Raw genomic sequence first — 21,488 nt, 5'->3', positions numbered from 1 at the left:
GTTGATAAACTGATAAGGTAGAAAAATTATATAAGAGGAGAGATACAAATGGCAGAAAAAACAATTGTTGCTATTACGTCTTGTCCAGTAGGGATTGCTCATACTTATATGGCAGCCGAAACATTGGAGAAGAAAGGGAAAGAACTTGGCGTTAACGTTAAAGTTGAAACCCACGGATCAATCGGTATTGAAAACAAATTATCAGCTACCGAAATTGCAAATGCTGAAGGTGTTATTATCGCAGCGGATACAGCAGTCGATATGTCACGTTTTGCTGGCAAACAAGTTGTAAAAGTTGGCGTACAAGATGGGATTCATAAAGCAACTGAACTTATTAATAAAATTTTAAACGGCGAAGGCCAAATCCAATCTGGTACAGTCGGCCAAGCATCTGAAGATGGCGAAGCTAAAAAAGCAAGTGTTGGTCAAGTGATGTATAAGAGTTTAATGAATGGTGTATCATACATGGTACCATTCGTTGTAACAGGTGGATTATTAATCGCCATCGCGTTATCACTAGGTGGTGTTCCAGGACCAAACGGAATTGCGATTCCAGAAGGTAGTATCTGGGCAACAATTAACTCAATCGGTGGGTTAGCAATGGGAATGATGGTTCCTGTCCTTTCAGCATTTATCGCTCAAAGTATTGCAGACCGTCCTGGTTTAGTTCCTGGTTTTGTTGGTGGTTTAATTGCGACTAACGGAGCATTATATAACAGTGAAGCAGGAGCAGGATTCTTAGGTGGTATCTTAGCCGGTTTCCTTGCAGGTTTTGTGGCATTAGGCATTAAGAAATTAAAAGTTCCTAAAGTGATTCAATCAATCATGCCAATCATTATTATTCCAGTTATTTCAACATTAGTTGTAGGATTTGCATTCATTTATGTTATTGGTAAACCAGTAGCGTTATTATTCTCAAGCTTATCTGATTTCTTAGCAGGTATGCAAGGTGGAAGCCAAATCGTCTTAGCCCTAATCTTAGGTGCGATGATTGCCGTTGATATGGGTGGTCCATTCAACAAAGTGGCGTTCTTATTCGGTTCAGGTATGATCGAAAAAGGAAACTTCAGTATCATGGGACCCATTGCGGTTGCCATCTGTGTGCCACCGTTAGCTTTAGGTGTGGCAACATTCGTTCTTAAAAACAAATTTACACAACCAGAAAAAGAAGCAGGTAAAGCCTCATTCGCGATGGGATTATTCGGGATTACAGAGGGTGCGATTCCTTTCGCCTCAACAGATCCATTACGTGTTATTCCAAGTATTGTAGCGGGTTCAATGGCTGGTAGTGTTATGGCGATGTTATTCGGCGTGACTGACCACGTTGCTCATGGTGGTCCAATCGTAGCAGTTTTAGGTGCGGTTGATAATGTACTTATGTTCTTCGTATCAGTAGCAGTAGGGATTGCTGTAACAGTATTCTGTTTATCATTCTTAAAGAAACCTGTTAATGCAGCACCAGTAGCAGCAACAGAAACAGCTGCACCAGTTAAAGAAGCAGTAGCAACACCAGAAGTAAAAGATGATGTAGAATTTGAAAAATTAACAGACATCGTAACAGAAGATGCTCTAATCTTAGATGTTAAAGGTGATACAAAATTAGATGTAATGGATGAGTTAATTGCTAAATTTGCAGACTTAGGTAAAATTACATCAGCAGAAGAATTTAAAAAAGCAATCTTAAAACGTGAATCTGAAAGTACTACAGGAATTGGGATGTCAGTAGCAATCCCTCATGGTAAATCAGATGCCGTTATCGAACCAAGTGTTGTCTTTGGTCGTGCACCAAAAGGAATTGACTGGGAAAGTTTAGACGGCGAGCCTGCTAAATTAGTCTTCATGATTGCAGTTCCAGCTGGCAACAAGACAGACGCTCATTTAAAAATCTTACAAATGTTATCACGTAAATTAATGGATGACGATTTCCGTCAATCCTTATTAGAAGCTGATACAAACGTTGATGTTATGGCGTTATTAGATACAGTTCGTTAAGCAACAGTTAGAATTTAAGGCACTGCCTATGTTATAATTTTATAGCAAAGGGAGTGTCTTTTCTTTTGGTGAAAAATAGGGAGGGAAATCAGAAATGAATGTGAGACAAAAACAGTTACTCGAGCATCTACTCGACATGGGTGAAAATCCAGTGACATTAAAAAGTTTAGCCTCTTTTGTAGGGTGTTCGGAGCGCACCGTTCGCAATGACTTCAATCAATTGACAGCCTATTTTGAAAAAGAAAACTATGAGGCACACCTAGTGAAGAAACCAGGAGTTGGCATTCATCTTGACGTTGGCCTTTATGAAAAGCAAAAATTACAGAGTATCTTGTTAAAAAATAAAATACCCATGCAATACAGTCGAGAGATGCAACAACGTTATATTTTAGTGGCGTTATTAATGGCGCAAGAACCATTATCTCTAGATGAACTAGCAGATCGCTTCTTTGTAAATCGTTCAGTAATCAGAGAAGACTTAGAGCATGTGAAAGAGCAAGTTGCTGGTTTTCAGTTGGAGTTAGTGAGCAAGCCAGGTCAAGGAACGTTTGTCGTCGCTTCAGAACGTGTTAGACGAGAGATATTAGCCAAACTTATGCGAGAGATTAATGCCGAAGAACAACATGGTAAAAAACTGTCTGAATTCTTCTCACCTCAGTCTATTTCTATTGTTAATGAAGCATTGCAGGTTCTTGTAAATGAAACCGATATCGTGATAAAAGATAACCCGATGAATAGTATAGCGATTCATATTTTATTTATGATTGAGCGGATTAAAACAAATGAATCCTTAACATTATCAGATGGCGAGTGGGATTTAATCAAATATTCTAAAGCTTTAACTTATAGTGAACAAATCACTGATTATTTGCATCAAAAATTAAACATTTATTTTCCAAAAGATGAAATAGGCTACTTGGCCTTACGTATTTCAAGTTTTAACATCCATCATAGTGGCGATGAAGACAGTTATTATCAAGAAATTTCTAAAGAGGTAGAGAAGATTATAGCCGTTTTAATTGCTGAAATTCATCATCTGCTAGGGATAGATTTATCTGAAGACCACATACTTTTAGATAATCTGAAACAACATTTAGAGTCCACTTTTACTCGTATTAATAGTGGTTTCCATATTGCGAATCCCCTAAAAGACGAAATTAGACGAACGTATACGCAGTTATTTTTAATCGTTCAAACGATAGTCGATGAGTTCTTTAAAGCGACAGATATTACAGTTCCTGAAGAAGAGGTGGCGTATTTAACGGTTCACCTTCAAGGGGCATTAGAACGTCAAAAAAAAGCAGCAGAAATGACGTATCACACGGTAATTGTGTGTGAATATGGTATGGGAGTCTCAGCCTTTTTAGAAGCTAAAATTAATAGGCATTTCCCAAATATAGTAGTTGAAAAATTAGTGTCTGTTCAAGAGTTTTCTACGTATTCAGAAAGGGAGCAATTGGATTTTGCGATTACGACTGTGCCGTGTCAGGCAGGTGAATTACCGGTATTGGAAGTTTCACCGCTACTATCAGAAGCAGATTTGGCTGTCCTTCATTCTTTTTTACTTGAATTCAAACCAAATCGGGTATCTAAACAATTTGATATCACACGATTTAGCCAACCCTTTTTAGTAGAAACTCAAATGAAGGCAACAGAAAAAGAAACGGTCATCTCTGAGATGGTAAAAAAATTAGTAGCCCAAAACTATGTAGCGGAAGGTTATTTAGACACAGTACTGGCGAGAGAGTCTAACTCGAGTACGAGAATTGGAAGTTTAATCGCCTTGCCTCATGGTGATCCTCAACAAGTGATGACGTCTAGCATTAGTTTAGCCACACTAGAAACACCTCTATCTTGGGGGAATGGCGATGTGCAGTTAGTCGCTCTCTTGGCCTTAAAAAAAGAAGATATGGGTCAAAAAGAATTAAAAAATTTCTTTAGTATCCTACATTATATTAATGAATCACCTGAATTGCTGCATCAAATTATTGAAGAAAAAGATAGGTTGAAAGTATTGAGTTATTTTAAGTATTATAGCTAAAAAAAGAGTCCCTACAGGTGTAGGGGCTCTTTTTTAATAATAAACTTGTTCGTCTCCAGTTGCTTGGTAATTGTTATCATTGAACTGACCGTCAGGAACGTTGTTGTTCACTTGTTGATTAGGATCAACAGGAGTGTTTGCTTCTTCCTCTGGAGCGGTGATTTTTTTGAAAAGTTCTGTAATAAGATCTTTATTCATATGCTCAATATTATATGAATTTCCCATAAATATGATTCCTGATGATCCATCATTTGTCAGTAGAGCAGTCGGTTCAAAGCCCATAAATACACCATGTGCAAGGAAATAACCATCACGATTGTAGACGCCACTAGCATAAGTATAATTGAAGTACATTAAATCATGAGTCATTAGAGATTCTAAGTTATTTTTACGAAGAATATGACCGTCGATAAGTGCTTGAAAATACGTAAGTAAATCAGATGGAGTCGTATAGATATTACCAGTACCAATCTCAGAAGCATACTTAGTTTCTGAAATTGTATATGGCATACTATAAGGATCCTCTAAAGTACTCTTATAAGACTTGGTTCTATCTTCTTTTTTCAGTAGTTTATCGTAAAATCCTGTATTTTTTAAACGAAGTGGCTTAATAATTTCATCAGTGATGAAATCTTGATAACTGTGACCACTAACTTTTCTTATAATGCCAGCTAAAATAGTATAGTTAACAGTAGAATACTCCCATCCATTGTATAAGGGTTGATAATAAATATTCGGAAGTATTTCATTGAGTACCTCTTCCTCTTCTATTGCATTTTTCTCATAGTCAGCTAAGAAAAGTCCGCTCGTCATATCTAATAAATTTCGAATAGTGATGTAGTCACTATTTGGAATTTGAGGGAAGAATTGTGACAGAGGTGTATAAAGGGTTAACTTGTTATCTTCTACTAAACGCATAATAGCAGCAGCGGTAAATGATTTTTGGATAGAAGCTAACATATATTCTGACTTATCAGTCAGTTTTTTATCCGCTTCTTTATCACTGTAGCCTATAGAGCTGTTAACAATTAATTTATCATCTTTAATGGCAATAACAGAACCACTATAGTTCTCCTCTTTTAATGATTTTAAGATTTCTTTTTTTAATTCAGGATAGTCTGATTTTTTTAGTTTTGAAAAATCAAGACGTGGTTTCATATTTTTTTCATAAATTTTGAAGGCAGCATCTTTATCCTTCTTTTCCTGATTCTTTTTCGCAGCTAGAACTGCTTGACGTTGCTCATCGATATTTTTATTGGTAAGTCGGGCAGCATATAGGGCCAGTGAAATAACTAATACAAATAACAGTCCTAATAACGTCCATTTGTTGAACAATATAGCTTTGAACGAACTCTTTTTTTGTTGCGAATTGTTGCGGTAACGTCTAGTCATAGTGCCTCCTTAAGGTAAATAGTTTCTCTATTAGAATAACACATTTGACCGTAAGGAAAAATACTTTTCACTTTTTTTTACAAAAAAAGACACCTTATTATAAAATAAAGTGTCGGTAGTTTATTTGACGGTTACTTAAAAAATATCTGTACGGATTGTTTCACTATAATAGGCACTACTTGCATGTTGAAATTTTTGAATGCCATTTTTTTCAAATACATTAAGAGCAATAAGCTGTGTCATAAAAGTTTGGACTTCTTCTTCTGAAAGAGTATCCTTAGCAAGAGAGGGAATCAAGGTTGTTGTTTTTCCTTCGCCATTTAAAAATAGTAAGTGTAATTTTTTCATGTTGTGTTCTCCTTTCTTTTACATAGCGTAATAGCGTGTTCGTGTTACTAAGACAGTTGAATCATAAGTGCTAACTTTAGGTGTAATGGTTTCTAAAAGTTTGCCTAGTTGATCAAGTTGTTCGGGAGTAGCTGTCAATTGTAAGTCAGTCATCATTTCTCTTTGTTGTTTCAGTTCACCAGCAACGTTAAAGTAAAGTTCTGCTTTGACAGATTCTAATGTATTCATGAGTGGTTCCTCCTTTTGATATGACGTGTAAGCTCGCGATGCTTATACTCTAGTAACGAAATTTAGGTTTAAAAGGGGTCATCATTTTCATTAAGTTCTAGAAAAACTTTTTTTATATGTTGTCGCTGACGGTAAAGTGTACTTTTAGATAAAGTAAAATGTTCTTGATAATCACGTCCTGTTGTCTGATGAGTTAGACGCCAAAGCAGTAGGCGTTGTTCAGCAGACGGTAGATGTTTTAAGAGTAGTGAGAACAGTTCTTGGTTTTCTAAGCGTTCAAGTGGAGAGTCTTCAGGTGTTTCAGTCGTATCATAAGTCAGCTGTTCTTCCGTTAAGAGTGGGTGTCGTCCAGCTCTCAACCGTTCTTTTTTTAAGTCATCTAAAAGGTGCCAATAGATATTTTGGAAAAGGTAGCCTCTATTTTTAGGATGCTCCAGTGAAAAATCAACAGGCAGTTGTTGAAGACATAAGATAAAACGCAGTCGAGCAAGTTGTAGGTAGTCATCGTAATTTGAATCTGTTGGTTTAAGATGGCACCGTCTGACAATCGAGTGAAAGAAACGATCGTAGTTTTTTAACAGTGTCGAATAGTCACGAGTAGTCATAAAGTATATCCTTTCTTAATAAGTAAGAGTTGGCCAACACCAGTAGTATAGTAGGTGTAACGTTATTAAGCGGAAGGGAAATTAACCAAATGTGTCCAAAACTATCACTATGAAATTAAAGGGGAATAAATCAATGAGGTAGGGGAGTCTTGGATATGAGACGATTTTATTTGAAAGGGCACAATAAAAGACATGAAACATTTAAGACAATTGATTTTGAGCATCTTGAAGAAAGCATACCGAGTTGTCAATTAAGAGAAGATTATGTTATTTCCTCTGATACACTGTTATTACTCGATTTGTCACAAATTGGATATGAGTATACGAATAAGACCTTAATAGTGGAAAGAGGGGAAGTACCTTTCCTTATAAAAACAGAGATGGCGCATGTATTGGAACGAAATTACACCAGTACTTTTTACAGTCAGCGAGAAAAAGAGCAAGTGTTAACACGTTTTCTAGGCAAACGTTACCGCTATCCTCATTTTTCAACAGAAGGAATTTTTATACCATTTAATAAAGAGGATGGAAAGGTAGTAGCATGGTTCAATTTATTGCATGTTAAAGCTTTAAAAGGGGTAACGACTAGTGAGGTATTTTTTTCTGGTTGTCAGATTGAATTTTTAACGGGTTTGGTCATACAAGTTCCAAAAAGTAGGCGAGCAGTTAAGCGAACGATGTCCCTAGATATTAAATATAGTTATTTGTATTATTATTTTATTTATTGGAGTGTAGGCTTCCGAGTTGAGGATAATGAAATTGTTAAAGGTTTAAATAGGGTTGTAAAGAATTTGGAGCTAGAGGTTCCAATTATTTATGATAGTACTCTTTTTAAACAGATGGGTTTTTATTTTTCCTTTTTAAAAATTGCTCATTCACTTATTGAAAATGACAATTGGACAGTTGAAGAGTTAGAATCTTTTTTGAAATTATAAAAAAGCGAGCCCTTTTTATAGGTCTCGCTTTTAGTTTATTTTAAGGTTAATTTAACAACCACTTCAGCACGAGCTGTTTGTGGGAACATGTCAACTGATTGTAAGTAATCAACATGGTAAGTATGACTTAGCTGTACTAAGTCACGAGCTAGAGTTGAAGGGTTACATGACACGTAGACTAATGTCTCAGTTGGGTAATCAATTAAGGCTTTGATTAAGGTGTCATCTAAGCCAGTACGAGGTGGATCGACCACAATCCCGTTTGGTTTAAAGCCATCAGCTAACCATTTAGGGAGTAATTCTTCAGCAGTCCCGACTTCGTAATGACTGTTTGTAATACCTAAGCGTTTAGCATTGCGGTTGGCATCCTCAATAGCAGCAGGAATTGTATCCATCCCGCGAACTTCTTTAACATGTTTCGCTAGGCTTAGTCCGATTGTACCGACACCACAGTAAGCATCGACAATTGTATCAGTCTCTTTAGCATCTAATGCCTTACGCGCTTCTTCGTATAAAACAGCTGTTTGTTCTGGGTTTAATTGGAAGAACGCACGAGGGGATAAGTCAAAGACTAAATCTTCTAAATGTTCTTCGATACTTTCTTTACCCCATAGATGAACGGTTTCGTCCCCCATCACAAGCGATGTTTTTTTACTTTGAATGTTTTGCATGATAGATACTACTTCAGGTAATTCTTCTTGGATATCTGAAATCAACGCTTGCTTCTTAGGTAATTTAGGACTGTTCGTTACAAAGACAACTTGCACTTCGCCAGTAGCAATCCCCACACGAACCATAACAGTTTTAACAATGCCACTATTTTTCGCTTCATTGTATATAGGAAGGTTATGCTTTTCGATAAGAGCAACCACAGCATTTAGGACTTTCATTGTCGCGGGTTGTTGCACTAGGCAGTCGTCAATATCCACAAGGTAATGACTGTCTGGTTGGTAAAGACCTGAAATCACTTCGTCATGTTGGTTGAGACGAACTTGGAATTGTAATTTGTTACGGTAATGCCAAGGGTTCTCCATGCCAATTGTTTCTTTTAAGTCGTACTGTTGGTAACCAGCAGGCTTGAATTTCGCTAAGGCTTGTTTGACTACATCTTTTTTAAAGTTTAATTGTGATGAGTAAGCTAAGTGTTGGAGTTGACAACCGCCACATTCTTCATATAAATGACAATCTGGTGTGACGCGGTCTTTTGCGCGTATATTTAATTTCATTAAGCGAGCTTCAACGAAACGAGGGGCAACTGTTGTTATTTTAGCCGTAACAGTTTCGTTAGGTAAGGCACCAGGGACGAAAACGATTGTTTTTTTATAGTAGCCAATTCCCTCGCCGTTTATTCCTAGGCGTTTGATAGGTAGTGTTATTGTTTGATCTTTGATTAGGTTATGTTTGATTTCCATAATGACTCCTTTAGTCTCCATTAACTGAACTGGTTTCAGTTTTGCTTGTTAAGTGTAGCATAAACCTAGGCGAAATCCTAGATGTCACGGGTATCTGATTAGGCGAAGCGTTAACGAAACGAGTGAAATTATGGTATAGTAATGAAGGAAAAAGTAATCAGAAAAGAGGAACAGAAATGGAAGTAGTAGAAAGTATTGCAAAAGAAAAAGTGAATTATTATAAAGTGACACTGACTTCAGGACGCCATTTTTTTGTTTCAGAAGATATTTTAGTTCGGTATCGTCTGCTAAAAGGCACAGAGTTATCTGATGAAGATATTCAAACAGTCAAAAAGCAAACCCAACTGGACTATGGGTATCAGCAAGCTCTTAACTATTTGAGTTATCAATTGCGTTCTAAAAAGGAGATACGTGATTACTTGAAAAAACAAGAGATTGATGGTGCAAGTTCCGATGAGATTATTAAACGACTAGAAGGTTTAAATTTAGTAGATGACTTGGTTTATGCCGAGAGTTATGTCAGAACGCAAATGCGGTTGTCGGATAAAGGGCCTCGTGTCCTTCGTGATAAATTAAAACAACGTGGTATTCCAGAGATGACCATCGAACAAGCGATGGAACTCTATACCTTTGACGGTCAGTTAGATGTGGCAGTAGCCGTGGCTACGAAAGCAGCTAGAAAATATAAAGCTCATAGTTTTAGTGAGAAAAATCAAAAAATACGTCAGTACTTAATGACCAAAGGTTTTTCAGGTGATTGTATTACCGAAGCACTGGCGGCCTTAGAGTTAGAAAAAGATGAAGAAGTTGAGGCAGATATATTGGTAATACAAGGTGATAAATTATGGCGTAAAAACCAACGCTTTGATGCTAAAAAACGCAAACAAAAAGTAACGCAGTCCTTGTTTCAAAAAGGCTTTAGCTTTGATGCGATTAACGAGTATATTGCCCAGAAAGAGATGGAAGATGAAGACGAGTAAAGTAGAGTCCCTTTTCCCTGATGTGACAGCATTATGGGGCGAAGACAAAATAACCGCTTTTCAAATGGAGTTTTTAGAGTGGTATGAAAGAACACGTCGTGATTTACCTTGGCGTGAAAATAGTGACCCTTACCGTGTGTGGGTGTCAGAAATTATGTTACAGCAAACCCAAGTGGTGACGGTTATTCCTTATTTTTATCGTTTTATGGAGTGGTTTCCAACTATTGCTGACCTTGCCGAAGCGGAAGAAGAAAAATTACTCAAAGCCTGGGAAGGGCTAGGGTACTATTCACGTGTCCGCAATATGCAAAAAGCAGCCCAACAACTTGTAGCGGATTATGATGGAAAAATGCCGAATACAATAGAAGAAATAAGTGAACTTAAAGGGATTGGGCCTTACACAGCAGGGGCGATAAGTAGTATTGCCTTTGGACTACCAGAACCTGCCATTGATGGGAATGTGATGCGTGTCTTTAGCCGTTTGTTTGAATTAGATGCTGATATCGCAAAACCAAGTTCTCGTAAAGTATTTGACCATGTGGTAAGACAAGTGATGCCTCACCAAGACCCAAGTAGTTTTAACCAAGCAATTATGGATTTAGGTGCGACGGTGTGTATGCCTAAAACACCTACTTGTGAGAGTTGTCCGCTGTCAGCCTATTGTCAAAGTTATGAAAAAGGGACGATGCTTAATTTCCCTGTGAAGAGCAAAAAGGTTAAAAGTAAACCAGTTTACTATGTGGCACATGTTATTAAAAATAACAGTGGGGAGTATGTGTTAGAACAACGTCCCGAGACGGGATTGTTAGCCAATCTATGGACATTCCCTTTAGTAGAAGTGACCAAAGAAGCATACGATAAGTTGAACGTAGAGGCTACTAAAGAGTCTAGGCAACTTGAATTGATAGCCGAAGATAGCCCCTCTTATATTAGTGTGTTAAAAGAACAAGAAACGTGCCCGACTGTGTGGCAAACGAAGCCAGTAGGCGAAGTGACGCACATCTTTAGTCATTTGAAGTGGCACATTTCTATAGGGTATGGGCAAGTTGAAAGAGCTGATTATAGCTTAACTGATAGACAAAAATGGGTGCCGGCTGACCAGTTTTCTGAGTATCCCTTCCCGAAACCACAACAAAAAATGGTAGAGCTTCTAAGTGGGACTGGCTATTTGTAGTAAGTGTGTACAAGCAACGTGTTTGAGTATTTTCTAGAACTTTATGGATAAAAATAACTATCTTTAGGAAAATCTGTGCTATAATATTAACGATGCCGGTGTCCAAGACACCCTTGAAAGAAATGGCGATTCATTTCATAGAAAGTAGGGTTCTTATGCGTGTTCCTAAAGAAGGGGAATTTATAACCATTCAGAGCTACAAGCATGATGGCAATTTGCACAGAACCTGGCGAGATACCATGGTCTTAAAAACGAGTGAACACTCGGTAATTGGGGTCAATGATCATACCTTAGTAACAGAATCTGATGGACGAAGATGGGTGACTAGAGAACCCGCTATTGTTTATTTTCACACGAAATATTGGTTTAATATTATCGCGATGATCAGAGAAAAAGGTGTATCATATTATTGTAATTTAGCGTCTCCTTATCTGTTAGATGAGGAAGCTCTTAAATACATTGACTATGATCTCGATATTAAAGTGTTCCCAGATGGGGAAAAAAGACTGTTAGATGTGGATGAGTATGAAGATCATCGACGTCAAATGGATTATCCACCTGAAATTGACTTCATTTTAAAAGAAAATGTTAAAATTTTAGTTGAGTGGATAAACGAAGGCAAAGGTCCTTTTTCACCAGAGTATGTTGAGTTATGGTACGAACGTTACAAGCAATTGTCGCGCAAGCAGTAGCCTGATCAACCAAACAAAAAACTTTCCACATTGTTGGGAAGTTTTTTTGTTTGGTGTGGATGAAAATAATGTCGAATGAAACATGTCTTATAAGACCTCAAACTACTAGTCACTTTGTCTAATAGTTGAGGTCTTTTTAGTTTATGTAAGTGGATGCAACCTTTTGTTATGATTGTCACTCTAATAGATGTAAGGCCAGAAGGAAGGAGGTTAGTATTCTTGATTAAGAAACTGTTATTAGTTAGACAAGCAAAGCGAGGAAATCATGAGGCTTTTATTAAGTTAATACAAGACTATGAAGGTGTTTTATATAATACGGCCTATCGTTTTTTGAGGAATGAAGAAGATGTTGCTGATGTGTTACAGGAAACGATTATGATAGCCTTTGAGAAAATTAAACAAGTTAAAGATGATCGCTATTTCAATACATGGCTCTGTAAAATACTTATTAATCAATGTCAAAAGGTAGTGAGGAACCGTCAATTTTTTTATGAGTTAGACAATGTCACGATTGAGGTGAACGAAAAGGAGTCGAATAAATTATTCTTAGATGATTTACTTATTAATTTAGATGAGCCACATAGTATTGTGTTAATGCTTTATTATTATCAAGGCTTTTCTATAAAAGAAATTAGTAAGATATTGGATGAACCGATAGGCACGATAAAATCAAGACTTTCTAGAGGACGCCAACAGTTAAAGGATAAAAAATTAAAGGAGGAATTAAGACATGACTAAAAAACATATCAAAAACAACAAGCAAGTTTCTTCCCAAGCCAGAAAATCATTTGATAAAAGCTATCAACTGATTCGTGAACAAGAGAGCCATAAGACTCCCTCTCCTAATAAGTGGCTTCCGTCACGTGGTCTTAAGATGAGTATGATTGTGATTCTGAGTTTTATTGTAGTAGGTACGCCGATCGGATTGGCGGTAGGGAAGTATTTGGGGTTTGATAAGTTTGAATCGTTAACTTTGAAGAAGGAAGGCTTTATACTGCCTCAACATGCAGTAGCTCAAGACCAAGGTATTAAACTAGAGTTAGCAGATTTTTATGCAGATAATAACGAGACGGGAATTCATTTGAAAGCGACACTTCCTAATGATACACCGTTGTTGAAAGAAGGGTTGGAGACGCCGAAAATAAGCCTTGTTATAAAGGATAAAAAAGGGCAGGATATTTCAGAGTATCTATCAGGTAAGAAATTGTCATATTTAGATAGAGAGTCGAAAGTATTAGATTTCTTTTATATCTTGGATAATAGCAATAAAAAAGATGATCTCGTAGAAAAGTTATCTGAAGCCAAGTTAGAGGTTTATCGCATTGGTGGGATATATGAGGGTCAAAAGAAAACTCTTAAAGTGGGTCTTAATCAATTAAAAGGAGAGTCCGTTGAGGGCAAGTGGCTATTACCACTAGATACAACTAAACTCAAAAGATTTGAGTCTTTGGAATATACCCCTAGTGAAAAACAAACCTTACCTATCTATAAGTTTTTAATTACACCAACAAAAATTATGATTTCATTTGATACTAAGGATTGGGAAACGAGTGGTATTACATTTAATAATAATGAAGCAGGTGGCAGTAATCCTGTATTAACAGGCTATAGAGGGGATACTAAAAAGGTGATTCCTTTTGAAAGTGCTACTAGTCTAGCTTATGAAACGGATACGTCTTATCCTCAACTTCTTTTTGATTTTGGTGGCTATGATACTTATGATCGATTTGTTTTAGATTTAGATGGGCATGAGCCGATTGAGTTTATTAAGAAGTAGGAATTTATAGTAAAATAGCCTCTGCTAAAATTTAATTTTGCAGAGGCTATTTTTATTGTCATTTTCTATCTACTATAATTTTTATCTTTGATTGTTTGGAGTATTATAAAATAACATTTCAAGGTATAATCAAGAGTATATAACCTTATAAAGTAAGTAGGAGGAAAAATAAAGTGATGAATAGATTTAAAAACTCAAAATTATTATTTTGGTCAGTTGAGTTACTTGTTATTGCAACGCTTATTATGGTATCGTCGCAAATTAATTTTATGTTTAAACCCATTGCGACGTTCTTTTCAACATTATTTGCCCCAATTCTAATCGGTGGCTTTTTGTATTACATGTTGAATCCATTAGTTGAGATTCTTAGAAACAAAGCAAAGTTAAAGAAAAATACAGCAGTAGCGCTTGTTATGCTGTTACTTGTCGGGATTATTGCCTTATTAATTGGAACTGTAATTCCGAACTTAGCGAAACAGGTCGCACAATTAGCGAATAATTTACCTGATTTTGTGAAGAGTATGGAAACTTGGGCGAAAGGCGCTCTAGAGCACCCATTCTTTAAAACGTTTGATTATCAGGAATATGTTGATAAGCTTGATCTATCATTTGGTGATATTATCAAAAATGTGGTGAATGGTTTATCAAATAGTGTGGGTTCAATCGTATCGTCGATTGCGAGTACAACGATGTTGATTGTAACGGTTCCGTTCATTCTATTTTATATGTTAAAAGATGGCGACCGTTTTGTCCCGTCTATAGAACGTTATTTACCAGCTAACCACAAAGATGAGATTATTAAATTACTTCATAAAATGAGTAATACGATTTCATCTTATATTAGTGGTCAAGCGTTAGAATGTTTATTTGTAGGAGTGTCAACCTTTATCGGCTATCAACTAATCGGTGTCCAATATGCCTTCTTATTCGGCTGTATTGCTGGTGCGACAAACATGATTCCTTACTTAGGACCATACATCGGTCTGGCGCCAGCTGTTATGGTGACGGTGTTTGATTCACCAATGAAAGCCATTTTCGCTTGTATTGTTGTTTTAATTGTTCAACAAATCGATGGAAATATTATTTACCCACTTGTTATCGGTAAGAGTCTGAATATCCATCCACTAACTATTATTTTAATTTTATTAGTAGCAGGTAATTTAGCTGGCTTACTAGGTATGATTTTAGGTGTACCATTTTATGCTGTGTGTAAGACCGTCTTTATTCATATTTTTGATATTGTACAGCTTAATAAAAAGAATAAAATCCAAGCAAGCCTTGATATCACGCTAAGTGACAGGGAGTAATATTGTCAAAATGACGTAATTATGATACGATTTTATCGTATTAACTATAAAACGGGATGCCTTAAAAGGTATCTATAAGGAGAGAATAGCGTATGAATGCTGACCCAGAGAGTCAGTCGTTAATAGGACAGATAGTAATTTTAGTCGTATTAACATTGTTAAATGCCTTTTTTGCAGCCGCAGAAATTGCAGTAGTATCACTTAACAAAAATCGTGTAGAGCAAAAAGCAGAACAAGGGGATCGAAAAGCGAAAAAATTGTTTAAGTTATTAGGCAATTCAAGTCACTTTTTATCTACAATTCAAGTAGGAATTACCTTGGTTAATATTTTAGCCGGAGCATCTCTAGCAGATTCTTTTGCCAAACGTTTAGCCCCTGTTTTTGGAGACGCAACGTGGGCAATGCAATTATCGAAAGTGATTATTTTAGTGTTATTAACTTACATTTCGATTGTGTTTGGGGAGTTATATCCAAAACGTATTGCATTAAACAAATCAGAAGAAGTAGCACGTTTTGCGATTGGACCTATTCAAGCGATAGGAGTTATTGCTAAACCGTTTGTGTGGTTATTATCTGCTTCAACTGACTTACTAAGTCGTTTAACACCGATGAAATTTGATGATACGGATAACAAAATGACCCGTGATGAGATGCGTTATATGCTTGAAAAAGAAGGCGTACTTGAATCAGAAGAATTGGAGATGGTTCAGGGTGTATTTTCACTAGACACGACAGTTGCTCGTGAAGTGATGGTACCGAGAACAGACTCATTTATGATTGACTTAAATGATCCGATGGCAGAAAATTTGGAGTTGATTTTAAATAACAGTTTTTCAAGAATACCAGTATATGATGATGACAAAGACCGGGTAATCGGTGTCTTACATCTGAAACGCTTATTAAAAGAAGCCCATCAAAAAGGCTTTGACAATATAGATTTACTTTCAATTTTACAAGAGCCGTTATTCGTTCCAGAAACGATTTTTACTGATGACTTGTTGTATGAATTAAAACGCACGCAAAACGCTATGGCAATCTTACTTGATGAGTATGGTGGTATGGTTGGAATTGTGACGTTAGAAGATTTATTAGAAGAAATCGTAGGTGAAATCGAAGACGAATCAGATGAAGTTGAAAAATTATACTCGCAAATTGAAGAGAATGTTTACTACGTTCAAGGTAGAATGTTGATTAGCGAATTTAATGAAGAGTTTAATAAAAACTTAGAGATGAAAGATGTCGATACGATGGCAGGCTACTTGATTACTGCTTTAGGCACGATACCTGATGAAGATCAGAAGCTAAGTTATGAAGTTGAAAATACAGTCTTAATTTCTGAAGAGATGGAAGGCTCTCGTTTACTTCTATTAAAAGTTATTTTTAATGAAGTAGAAGAAGAGACAGACGAAGAAGAAGAAAAATCATTCTTCGGCTCATTAAAAGAGAAGAAATCATCAGACGAAGACGAATAAAAAGCAGGGCGCAATTCAGCGTCCTGCTTTTTATTTTGTCCATAATACGTTATGATGTCCGTATTTTTCGAGTGCGTGTTGTGAAAGCTCGACTCCTAAACCATTCTCCTTAGGAATAGGAAGTTTTCCGTTTGTTATAACGTGAGCAGTAGTGATAATGTCCTCATAAAAATAACGGTCAGAAGCAGATAAGTCACCAGGGAAGGTAAAATAATCTTGAGCTGCAAAGGCTAAATTTAAAGCACGACCAATACCAGATTCATACATGCCACCCAACCAAACCATGAGGTCATGGCTCTTACAAAAGTTTAGTATATCCAGAGCAGGCGTAATGCCGCCTACACGAGGGATTTTCAAATTGACACTTTGACAGCTGCCTAACGTGTAAGCCGTCTCTAAATCTTCGATAGAACGAATCGTTTCATCTAGACAAATAGGGGTTGTCATACGAGCTTGTAGCTTAGCATGCCCCACGTAATCACGGTCTGAAAAAGGTTGTTCAATCATTGCAAGTCCAAGGTCATCAAGTCGAATTAGGTCTTCACTTTGAGTTAGCTGATAGGAAGAATTGGCATCTGCCATCAAGATTAAAGCTGGAAAAGCTTGGCGAATAGCAGTTAAAGGTTCGCTGTCATAACCAGGCTTAATTTTAAGCTTAATTCGTGTGTAGCCTTGTTCGTGATAATAGTTGACTATTTCAACTAATTTAGCAAGGTCAGGTTCGATACCTAGACTTACGCCAACTTCCAGCTGTTCTTTTTTGACGTTAAATAATGTTTTAAAGGAGCAGTTTTGTTGTTTGGCATAGAGGTCCCAGATGGCTGTTTCGAGAGCGGATTTTGCCATATAGTTTCCTTTAATCGAAGCGAAAATCTGACTGACTTCTTTAGGGTGCGTTATGTTGCGAGAAACAAGTAAAGGAATAAGAAACTGGTTGATAGTAGTTTGAGCACCTGATAATGTTTCTTCAATATAGTCTGGCGTTTCAAGTGCTGTCAATTCTCCATACCCTTGATTGCCCCGATCATCAGTGATAACTAGGATGTCGCAAGCTTTTTCAGCAAGTTCACCGTAGCTTGTTTTAAAAGGGCTTTTTAAAGGTAAACGAAGAGAGTAGCAGTCGATTTTAGTAAGATTCATCCTGTTCCTCCTTTAAAAAATCGGTGACGGCTTTATAAAATAATGCCGGCTGTTCGACATGTGGACAGTGTCCGGCTTTGTCGATTAGTATATAGGTCATATTAGGAGTAAGCTGAGTCATCTCTTTGCCAATTCCTTTGAATTTTTCATCAAGACTCCCAACAGCATAGAGAGTAGGGATATCCAGTGAAGATAAGTTTGCCCAATTGCTAGATTGACTCCCCGTTCCTGCCCTACGCAAACTTTGAGCAAGCCCTTTGGGATGTTGAGAAAGGCGCTGCTCTCTAATAGTCTGTTGGATAGACGGTGCAAGGGAGCGTTGTGAGTCAAATAAAGGAAGTGATTCCCAATAGTTGACGAAAGCAACTATCCCTTCAGCTTCGATTTTATTAGCTAACTGGTTATCCTTTTTTTGACGTGCTTCTCGTTCCTCAGTTGTTTTTAGTCCTGGGGAGCTGCTTTCTAATAGCAGTCGATTGACACGATCAGGGTGATTTAGAGCAAACGATAAGGCAAGGCGTCCGCCCATTGAATAGCCCAACAGGTCAACCGTATCTAAGTTCAAATGAGTAAGTAATGCTGCTATGTCTTGGCAACTTTCCTCAAAAGTATAACGAGTCACAGGTAAATCATAGTCGGTTAACCCGTGTCCTAGTAAATCTATAACAAGGCTATTATGGCTTGTTATATAGTGAGTGGCTTCGGCAAAGGTTGCACCAGTTCCTGTAAAACCATGGAGACAAAGGAGCGTCGGTTTAGTCTTATCATAGGGAGTCAGCCACTGATAATGGTAATGACAGCCTCGGATATTAACAGTCATTTTGACGTGCTCCTAAGTGTTGTTTCAAGTCCTCTAAAAATGTTTCGTATAATACCACGGGTTCAGGTTGGTTGCCGCCGATTTCAATTAATTTAAAAGTAGGGTGTGCCATACTTTTTGTCACTTCTTCTTGGAACTCATTTAAGTTAGTCGGTTTAACATACTCTGCACCATATAGAGTGGCCACTGTTTCAAAATCAAGATTAAGAGGTGTTCCGAATAAGGGTTCGAAATCAGTTGGCTTAAGTTGACGTTGTGATAAGAAGGAGAAAACTCCCCCACCATTGTTATTTAATAAGATAATAGTTAACGGTAAATTATAGGCTTTAGCCATCTGTAAACCATTCATATCATGGAATAAGGTAAGGTCACCTACTAGTAAAAAGTTAGCTTTTTCAGGGTTAGCTGCCGTAACACCTAGAGCTGTTGAGATAATCCCGTCAATGCCATTCACTCCACGATTGCCATAGGATTGATAGCCGTTAGTGTTTTTTAAAGCAAAGCGATCAGCAAAACGAATCGCGTTACTATTAGCTAAGAAAAGGGTCGAATGGTCATCGAGGGTATTGAATAAAGTAAAACTCGCAGCTGTTTCTGATAGCTCAGTTAGCAGTGGCGTTGTTTTAATCAACTCTTCGGAGACAGTTTGATAGTGTGTCCATGCTTCTATCCAGCCGTTAGAAATTGGCGTAGGAGATTCATTTACAATAGCTTCCGCTAACCATTTAGCTGAGATAGGTAAGACCAGTTGACTGTTATGTAAAGTATCATGCCATTGTCCATGTTCATCTACGAGAATTGTTTCGCAGTTTTCTTTTGAAACTCTCTTTAACCAAATGCCGACATTTTTTGATAATGGAAGCTTGCCGATACGTAAGACAATTTCTGGTTGTAACGTTTCATCTGAATAAGGTAAGAAACTATCAGCCTGACGCATCAAGTGTACGATCTCACCGCCAGTAGAGGTCAAGTTAGTCAAAGGGTCTCCGATAATCGGCCAGTTTAAAGTTTTAGCAAGCTCTAAATAAAGTTGAGCGTCTTGTCTAGAGTGTTGCTCACCAAGAACAATCACGCCTTTTTTATTTGTCAGCTTCGTTAGGACAGTCGATAGTGCGGTACTGTCTAAAGTAGAGTGGTGCTCTAGCATGGTTGTCGTATGAGTAAATTCAAAATCAGATTCTAAATCGGGCAGTAAGGGTTCTCTAACTGGAATATTGATATGAACGGGACCTGCTGGTTTTTGAGTGGCCAAGTACCCGTTTTTCATAGCATGAAAGTAGCTGTATTGACGCATGTCAGGTGTATCTTCTGGTAAGGCTAATTCTGTAAAGTGTTTGACATGGCCTCGGTATAATTCTTGCTGGTTCATCGTTTGAGGTGCGCCAACCTCTCTTAATTCTGCTGGGCGGTCAGTCGTTAAAATCACAAGTGGGATATGGCTAGCTTCTGCTTCACAAATAGCAGGGTAGTAGTTAGACGCGGCACTTCCAGAGGTACAGACTAAGGCAACTGGGCGTGAGTGCGCTTGAGATAGTCCGAGAGCAAAGAAACCGGCAGAGCGTTCGTCAACATCAATATAGGTTGTCATCTCCTCATCACGGTGGATAAGTAAGGCAAGTGGGGTTGAACGAGAACCAGGACTAATGACAACTTCTCTAATACCAGATGCTTTAAGTCCTTGAATAAAGGCTTTTAAATAATGGGTCATAATACGTTGTTGTGTGGTCATTTTGTTAGCACTCCTCTTAACATAGGTTGAAATTTTACAGCTGTTTCTTCAAATTCTGATTGGGCATTAGAAGCAGAGATGATACCGCACCCTGCATACAATAAGCCCTCATTATCACGAAAGACACCAGAGCGAATCGCGACGGCAAATTCTCCGATATCTTGGGTTAGATTTAACCAGCCAATCGGAGCGCCGTATAACCCCCGACCGATAAATTCTTCATTAGCAATCCATTCCATAGCCAGTTCTTTAGGCTCACCGCCAAGGGCTGGAGTAGGATGTAGATGATAAATCGCATCGCTAAACGATAGATTTTCTTTTCGCTTAGCAGTTAGTGGTAAGTACAGGTGCTGTATGTCGCGATTTTTTAGCAAGCTAACCGTATCATTTGTTAAAAACTCAGTGGTTAGGGGACGTAATTCTTTATAAAGACGGTCAACAACCAATTGATGTTCAAGACGGTTTTTAGGGTCATTAAGCAGCGCATTACCAAGTGCTAAGTCTTCTTCTTCAGTTTTGCCACGTGGGGTAGAACCTGCTACTGCTACGGTTTGGAAAGTAGTCTCATCGGCTGAAAGTAATCGTTCAGGTGTAGCCCCAAGGAAGGTTGTCCCTTCTTTTTCAAGATAAAAAAGGTAAGTATTGGGTTGTTGTTTGGCTAGATTTTCTAAAATTAAATGGGTTGGATAGTTTCTTTCAGCTGATACTGATAGATGTCTAGCCAACACAATTTTCTCTAAAGGATTATCTGATTTTAAGTGGTCGATTGTTTTGTCTACAAGTTCTACCCATTCGTTTGGTTTAACATCTTCCTGTTTTACAGTAGTAGGAAGAGAGTCGGTTTTATATTTTATTGTAGTTAGGTCTAAGAGCATCCCTTGAGCAGCAGCCCAAGCTTTATTTAATTCCTCGACAGTAGTCGCTTGAAAGTTAAAGGCAACAGTCGTTCCTTTTTTTGACGTGTGAATAAGGACTTTGGGTAAGAATAAATACCCATCTGCAAGTTCACCCCAAAGTGGCTCTTCCGTATGAATGTGGCTGAAAGGCAAACCTCCGCAAAGAGTAGGTCTATCAGTTTTATTTGTATAGAGTTTAGTTTTTAAGTGATTAAATTTTGTGGTTAACGAGCGCGGTGTCGTCTCCTTTCCAGTAAAAGCAAGGAGTGTATCAAACGCAACGATTGAATTATCCTTTGTCGGTGTTTGAAAGTAGAAACGTGTATCCAACTCAATGTTTTGAGAGTGTTGTAAATAATCCCAAGGTGTTAGAGTTGAGTGGAGAGTTTGGCTCCAACTAAAAAGTGTTTTGCCTTTATTTAAGGCAGATAGAAGTGGTTCTGGTAATGTCATCATAGTAAGAATACCTCATTATCTAGATTTTGAATTCGGCTAATACCGACTCAAGTTTCGTCATTAGTATACCATCCATACACTAAAAGTGAGGC

19 protein-coding genes are annotated in these 21,488 nt (G+C 37.6%); 10 read left to right on the top strand and 9 right to left on the bottom strand.

Annotated elements, in window-relative coordinates; genetic code table 11:
* Positions 1–48 precede the first annotated feature (48 nt).
* Together CBF31_RS05900 and CBF31_RS05895 are read left to right on the top strand one after the other, a co-directional pair.
* Positions 49–1,992: a PTS fructose transporter subunit IIABC gene (locus CBF31_RS05900; protein WP_126831464.1), complete on the top strand. Its 1,944-nt coding sequence runs from the start codon at positions 49–51 to the stop codon at positions 1,990–1,992.
* Between the two features lie 94 nt (positions 1,993–2,086).
* A complete protein-coding gene (locus CBF31_RS05895; RefSeq protein WP_126831463.1) occupies positions 2,087–4,033 on the top strand; it encodes a BglG family transcription antiterminator in 1,947 nt (648 codons plus the stop codon).
* A gap of 33 nt (positions 4,034–4,066) precedes the next feature.
* Here CBF31_RS05895 and CBF31_RS05890 read toward each other — a convergent pair whose 3' ends face one another.
* From CBF31_RS05890 to CBF31_RS05875, 4 genes are all read right to left on the bottom strand, one after another.
* A complete protein-coding gene (locus tag CBF31_RS05890) occupies positions 4,067–5,425 on the bottom strand; it encodes a serine hydrolase domain-containing protein (RefSeq protein ID WP_126831462.1) in 1,359 nt (452 codons plus the stop codon).
* A 135-nt stretch (positions 5,426–5,560) separates the two neighbouring features.
* Complete coding sequence (locus CBF31_RS05885; RefSeq protein WP_126831461.1) at positions 5,561–5,773, bottom strand: DUF2922 domain-containing protein; 213 nt, start codon at positions 5,771–5,773, stop codon at positions 5,561–5,563.
* 18 nt (positions 5,774–5,791) lie between these two features.
* Positions 5,792–6,001 carry a hypothetical protein gene (locus tag CBF31_RS05880; RefSeq protein WP_126831460.1) on the bottom strand — a complete coding sequence of 70 codons (210 nt, stop codon included), beginning with the start codon at positions 5,999–6,001 and terminating at the stop codon, positions 5,792–5,794.
* 68 nt (positions 6,002–6,069) lie between these two features.
* The gene (locus tag CBF31_RS05875) at positions 6,070–6,606 is read right to left on the bottom strand and encodes a sigma-70 family RNA polymerase sigma factor (protein ID WP_126831459.1); all 537 of its coding nucleotides are present in this window, start codon (positions 6,604–6,606) and stop codon (positions 6,070–6,072) included.
* A gap of 155 nt (positions 6,607–6,761) precedes the next feature.
* On the opposite strand from CBF31_RS05875, the gene CBF31_RS05870 reads away from it, so the two are divergent.
* Positions 6,762–7,541: a hypothetical protein gene (locus tag CBF31_RS05870; RefSeq protein ID WP_126831458.1), complete on the top strand. Its 780-nt coding sequence runs from the start codon at positions 6,762–6,764 to the stop codon at positions 7,539–7,541.
* A gap of 35 nt (positions 7,542–7,576) precedes the next feature.
* Here the strand turns inward: CBF31_RS05870 and rlmD are convergent, their stop codons facing one another.
* Positions 7,577–8,953, bottom strand: coding sequence for a 23S rRNA (uracil(1939)-C(5))-methyltransferase RlmD (gene rlmD / locus CBF31_RS05865; RefSeq protein ID WP_415674430.1), 1,377 nt, complete (start codon positions 8,951–8,953; stop codon positions 7,577–7,579).
* A gap of 176 nt (positions 8,954–9,129) precedes the next feature.
* On the opposite strand from rlmD, the gene recX reads away from it, so the two are divergent.
* The 7 genes from recX (at position 9,130) to CBF31_RS05830 (ending at position 16,355) form a co-directional block, all read left to right on the top strand.
* The gene (gene recX, locus CBF31_RS05860) at positions 9,130–9,933 is read left to right on the top strand and encodes a recombination regulator RecX (RefSeq protein ID WP_126831457.1); all 804 of its coding nucleotides are present in this window, start codon (positions 9,130–9,132) and stop codon (positions 9,931–9,933) included.
* Positions 9,920–11,107 carry an A/G-specific adenine glycosylase gene (gene mutY / locus CBF31_RS05855; RefSeq protein WP_126831456.1) on the top strand — a complete coding sequence of 396 codons (1,188 nt, stop codon included), beginning with the start codon at positions 9,920–9,922 and terminating at the stop codon, positions 11,105–11,107. Before recX ends, mutY begins: the two co-directional genes overlap by 14 nt.
* Positions 11,108–11,262: 155 nt before the next feature.
* Entirely contained in the window at positions 11,263–11,799 is a 537-nt protein-coding gene (gene ntdP / locus CBF31_RS05850; protein ID WP_126831918.1) for a nucleoside tri-diphosphate phosphatase, read from the top strand.
* 219 nt (positions 11,800–12,018) lie between these two features.
* Positions 12,019–12,537 carry an RNA polymerase sigma factor gene (locus CBF31_RS05845; protein WP_245977932.1) on the top strand — a complete coding sequence of 173 codons (519 nt, stop codon included), beginning with the start codon at positions 12,019–12,021 and terminating at the stop codon, positions 12,535–12,537.
* Positions 12,530–13,576, top strand: a complete 1,047-nt coding sequence (locus tag CBF31_RS05840) for a DUF4179 domain-containing protein (RefSeq protein ID WP_126831454.1) — start codon at positions 12,530–12,532, stop codon at positions 13,574–13,576. Before CBF31_RS05845 ends, CBF31_RS05840 begins: the two co-directional genes overlap by 8 nt.
* Positions 13,577–13,749: 173 nt before the next feature.
* Positions 13,750–14,883 (top strand): AI-2E family transporter, encoded by a 1,134-nt coding sequence (locus CBF31_RS05835; RefSeq protein ID WP_126831453.1) that lies wholly within the window; start codon positions 13,750–13,752, stop codon positions 14,881–14,883.
* 92 nt (positions 14,884–14,975) lie between these two features.
* A complete protein-coding gene (locus CBF31_RS05830; RefSeq protein WP_126831452.1) occupies positions 14,976–16,355 on the top strand; it encodes a hemolysin family protein in 1,380 nt (459 codons plus the stop codon).
* Between the two features lie 30 nt (positions 16,356–16,385).
* Here CBF31_RS05830 and menC read toward each other — a convergent pair whose 3' ends face one another.
* Genes menC through CBF31_RS05810 form a run of 4 tightly spaced genes read right to left on the bottom strand, consistent with a single transcriptional unit; the run spans position 16,386 to position 21,396 of the window.
* The gene (menC, locus tag CBF31_RS05825; protein ID WP_126831451.1) at positions 16,386–17,495 is read right to left on the bottom strand and encodes an o-succinylbenzoate synthase; all 1,110 of its coding nucleotides are present in this window, start codon (positions 17,493–17,495) and stop codon (positions 16,386–16,388) included.
* A complete protein-coding gene (gene menH, locus CBF31_RS05820) occupies positions 17,482–18,315 on the bottom strand; it encodes a 2-succinyl-6-hydroxy-2,4-cyclohexadiene-1-carboxylate synthase (RefSeq protein WP_126831450.1) in 834 nt (277 codons plus the stop codon). Before menH ends, menC begins: the two co-directional genes overlap by 14 nt.
* Positions 18,305–20,044, bottom strand: a complete 1,740-nt coding sequence (gene menD / locus CBF31_RS05815; protein ID WP_126831449.1) for a 2-succinyl-5-enolpyruvyl-6-hydroxy-3-cyclohexene-1-carboxylic-acid synthase — start codon at positions 20,042–20,044, stop codon at positions 18,305–18,307. The genes menH and menD overlap by 11 nt, the downstream gene beginning before the upstream one ends.
* Positions 20,041–21,396 carry an isochorismate synthase gene (locus CBF31_RS05810; protein ID WP_126831448.1) on the bottom strand — a complete coding sequence of 452 codons (1,356 nt, stop codon included), beginning with the start codon at positions 21,394–21,396 and terminating at the stop codon, positions 20,041–20,043. Before CBF31_RS05810 ends, menD begins: the two co-directional genes overlap by 4 nt.
* Positions 21,397–21,488 lie beyond the last annotated feature (92 nt).

The organism is Vagococcus fessus, assembly GCF_003987565.1.
GTDB lineage: Bacteria > Bacillota > Bacilli > Lactobacillales > Vagococcaceae > Vagococcus_D > Vagococcus_D fessus.
Note: the sequence above shows the minus strand (reverse complement) of the source record. Positions and strands in the feature narration are given on the sequence as shown.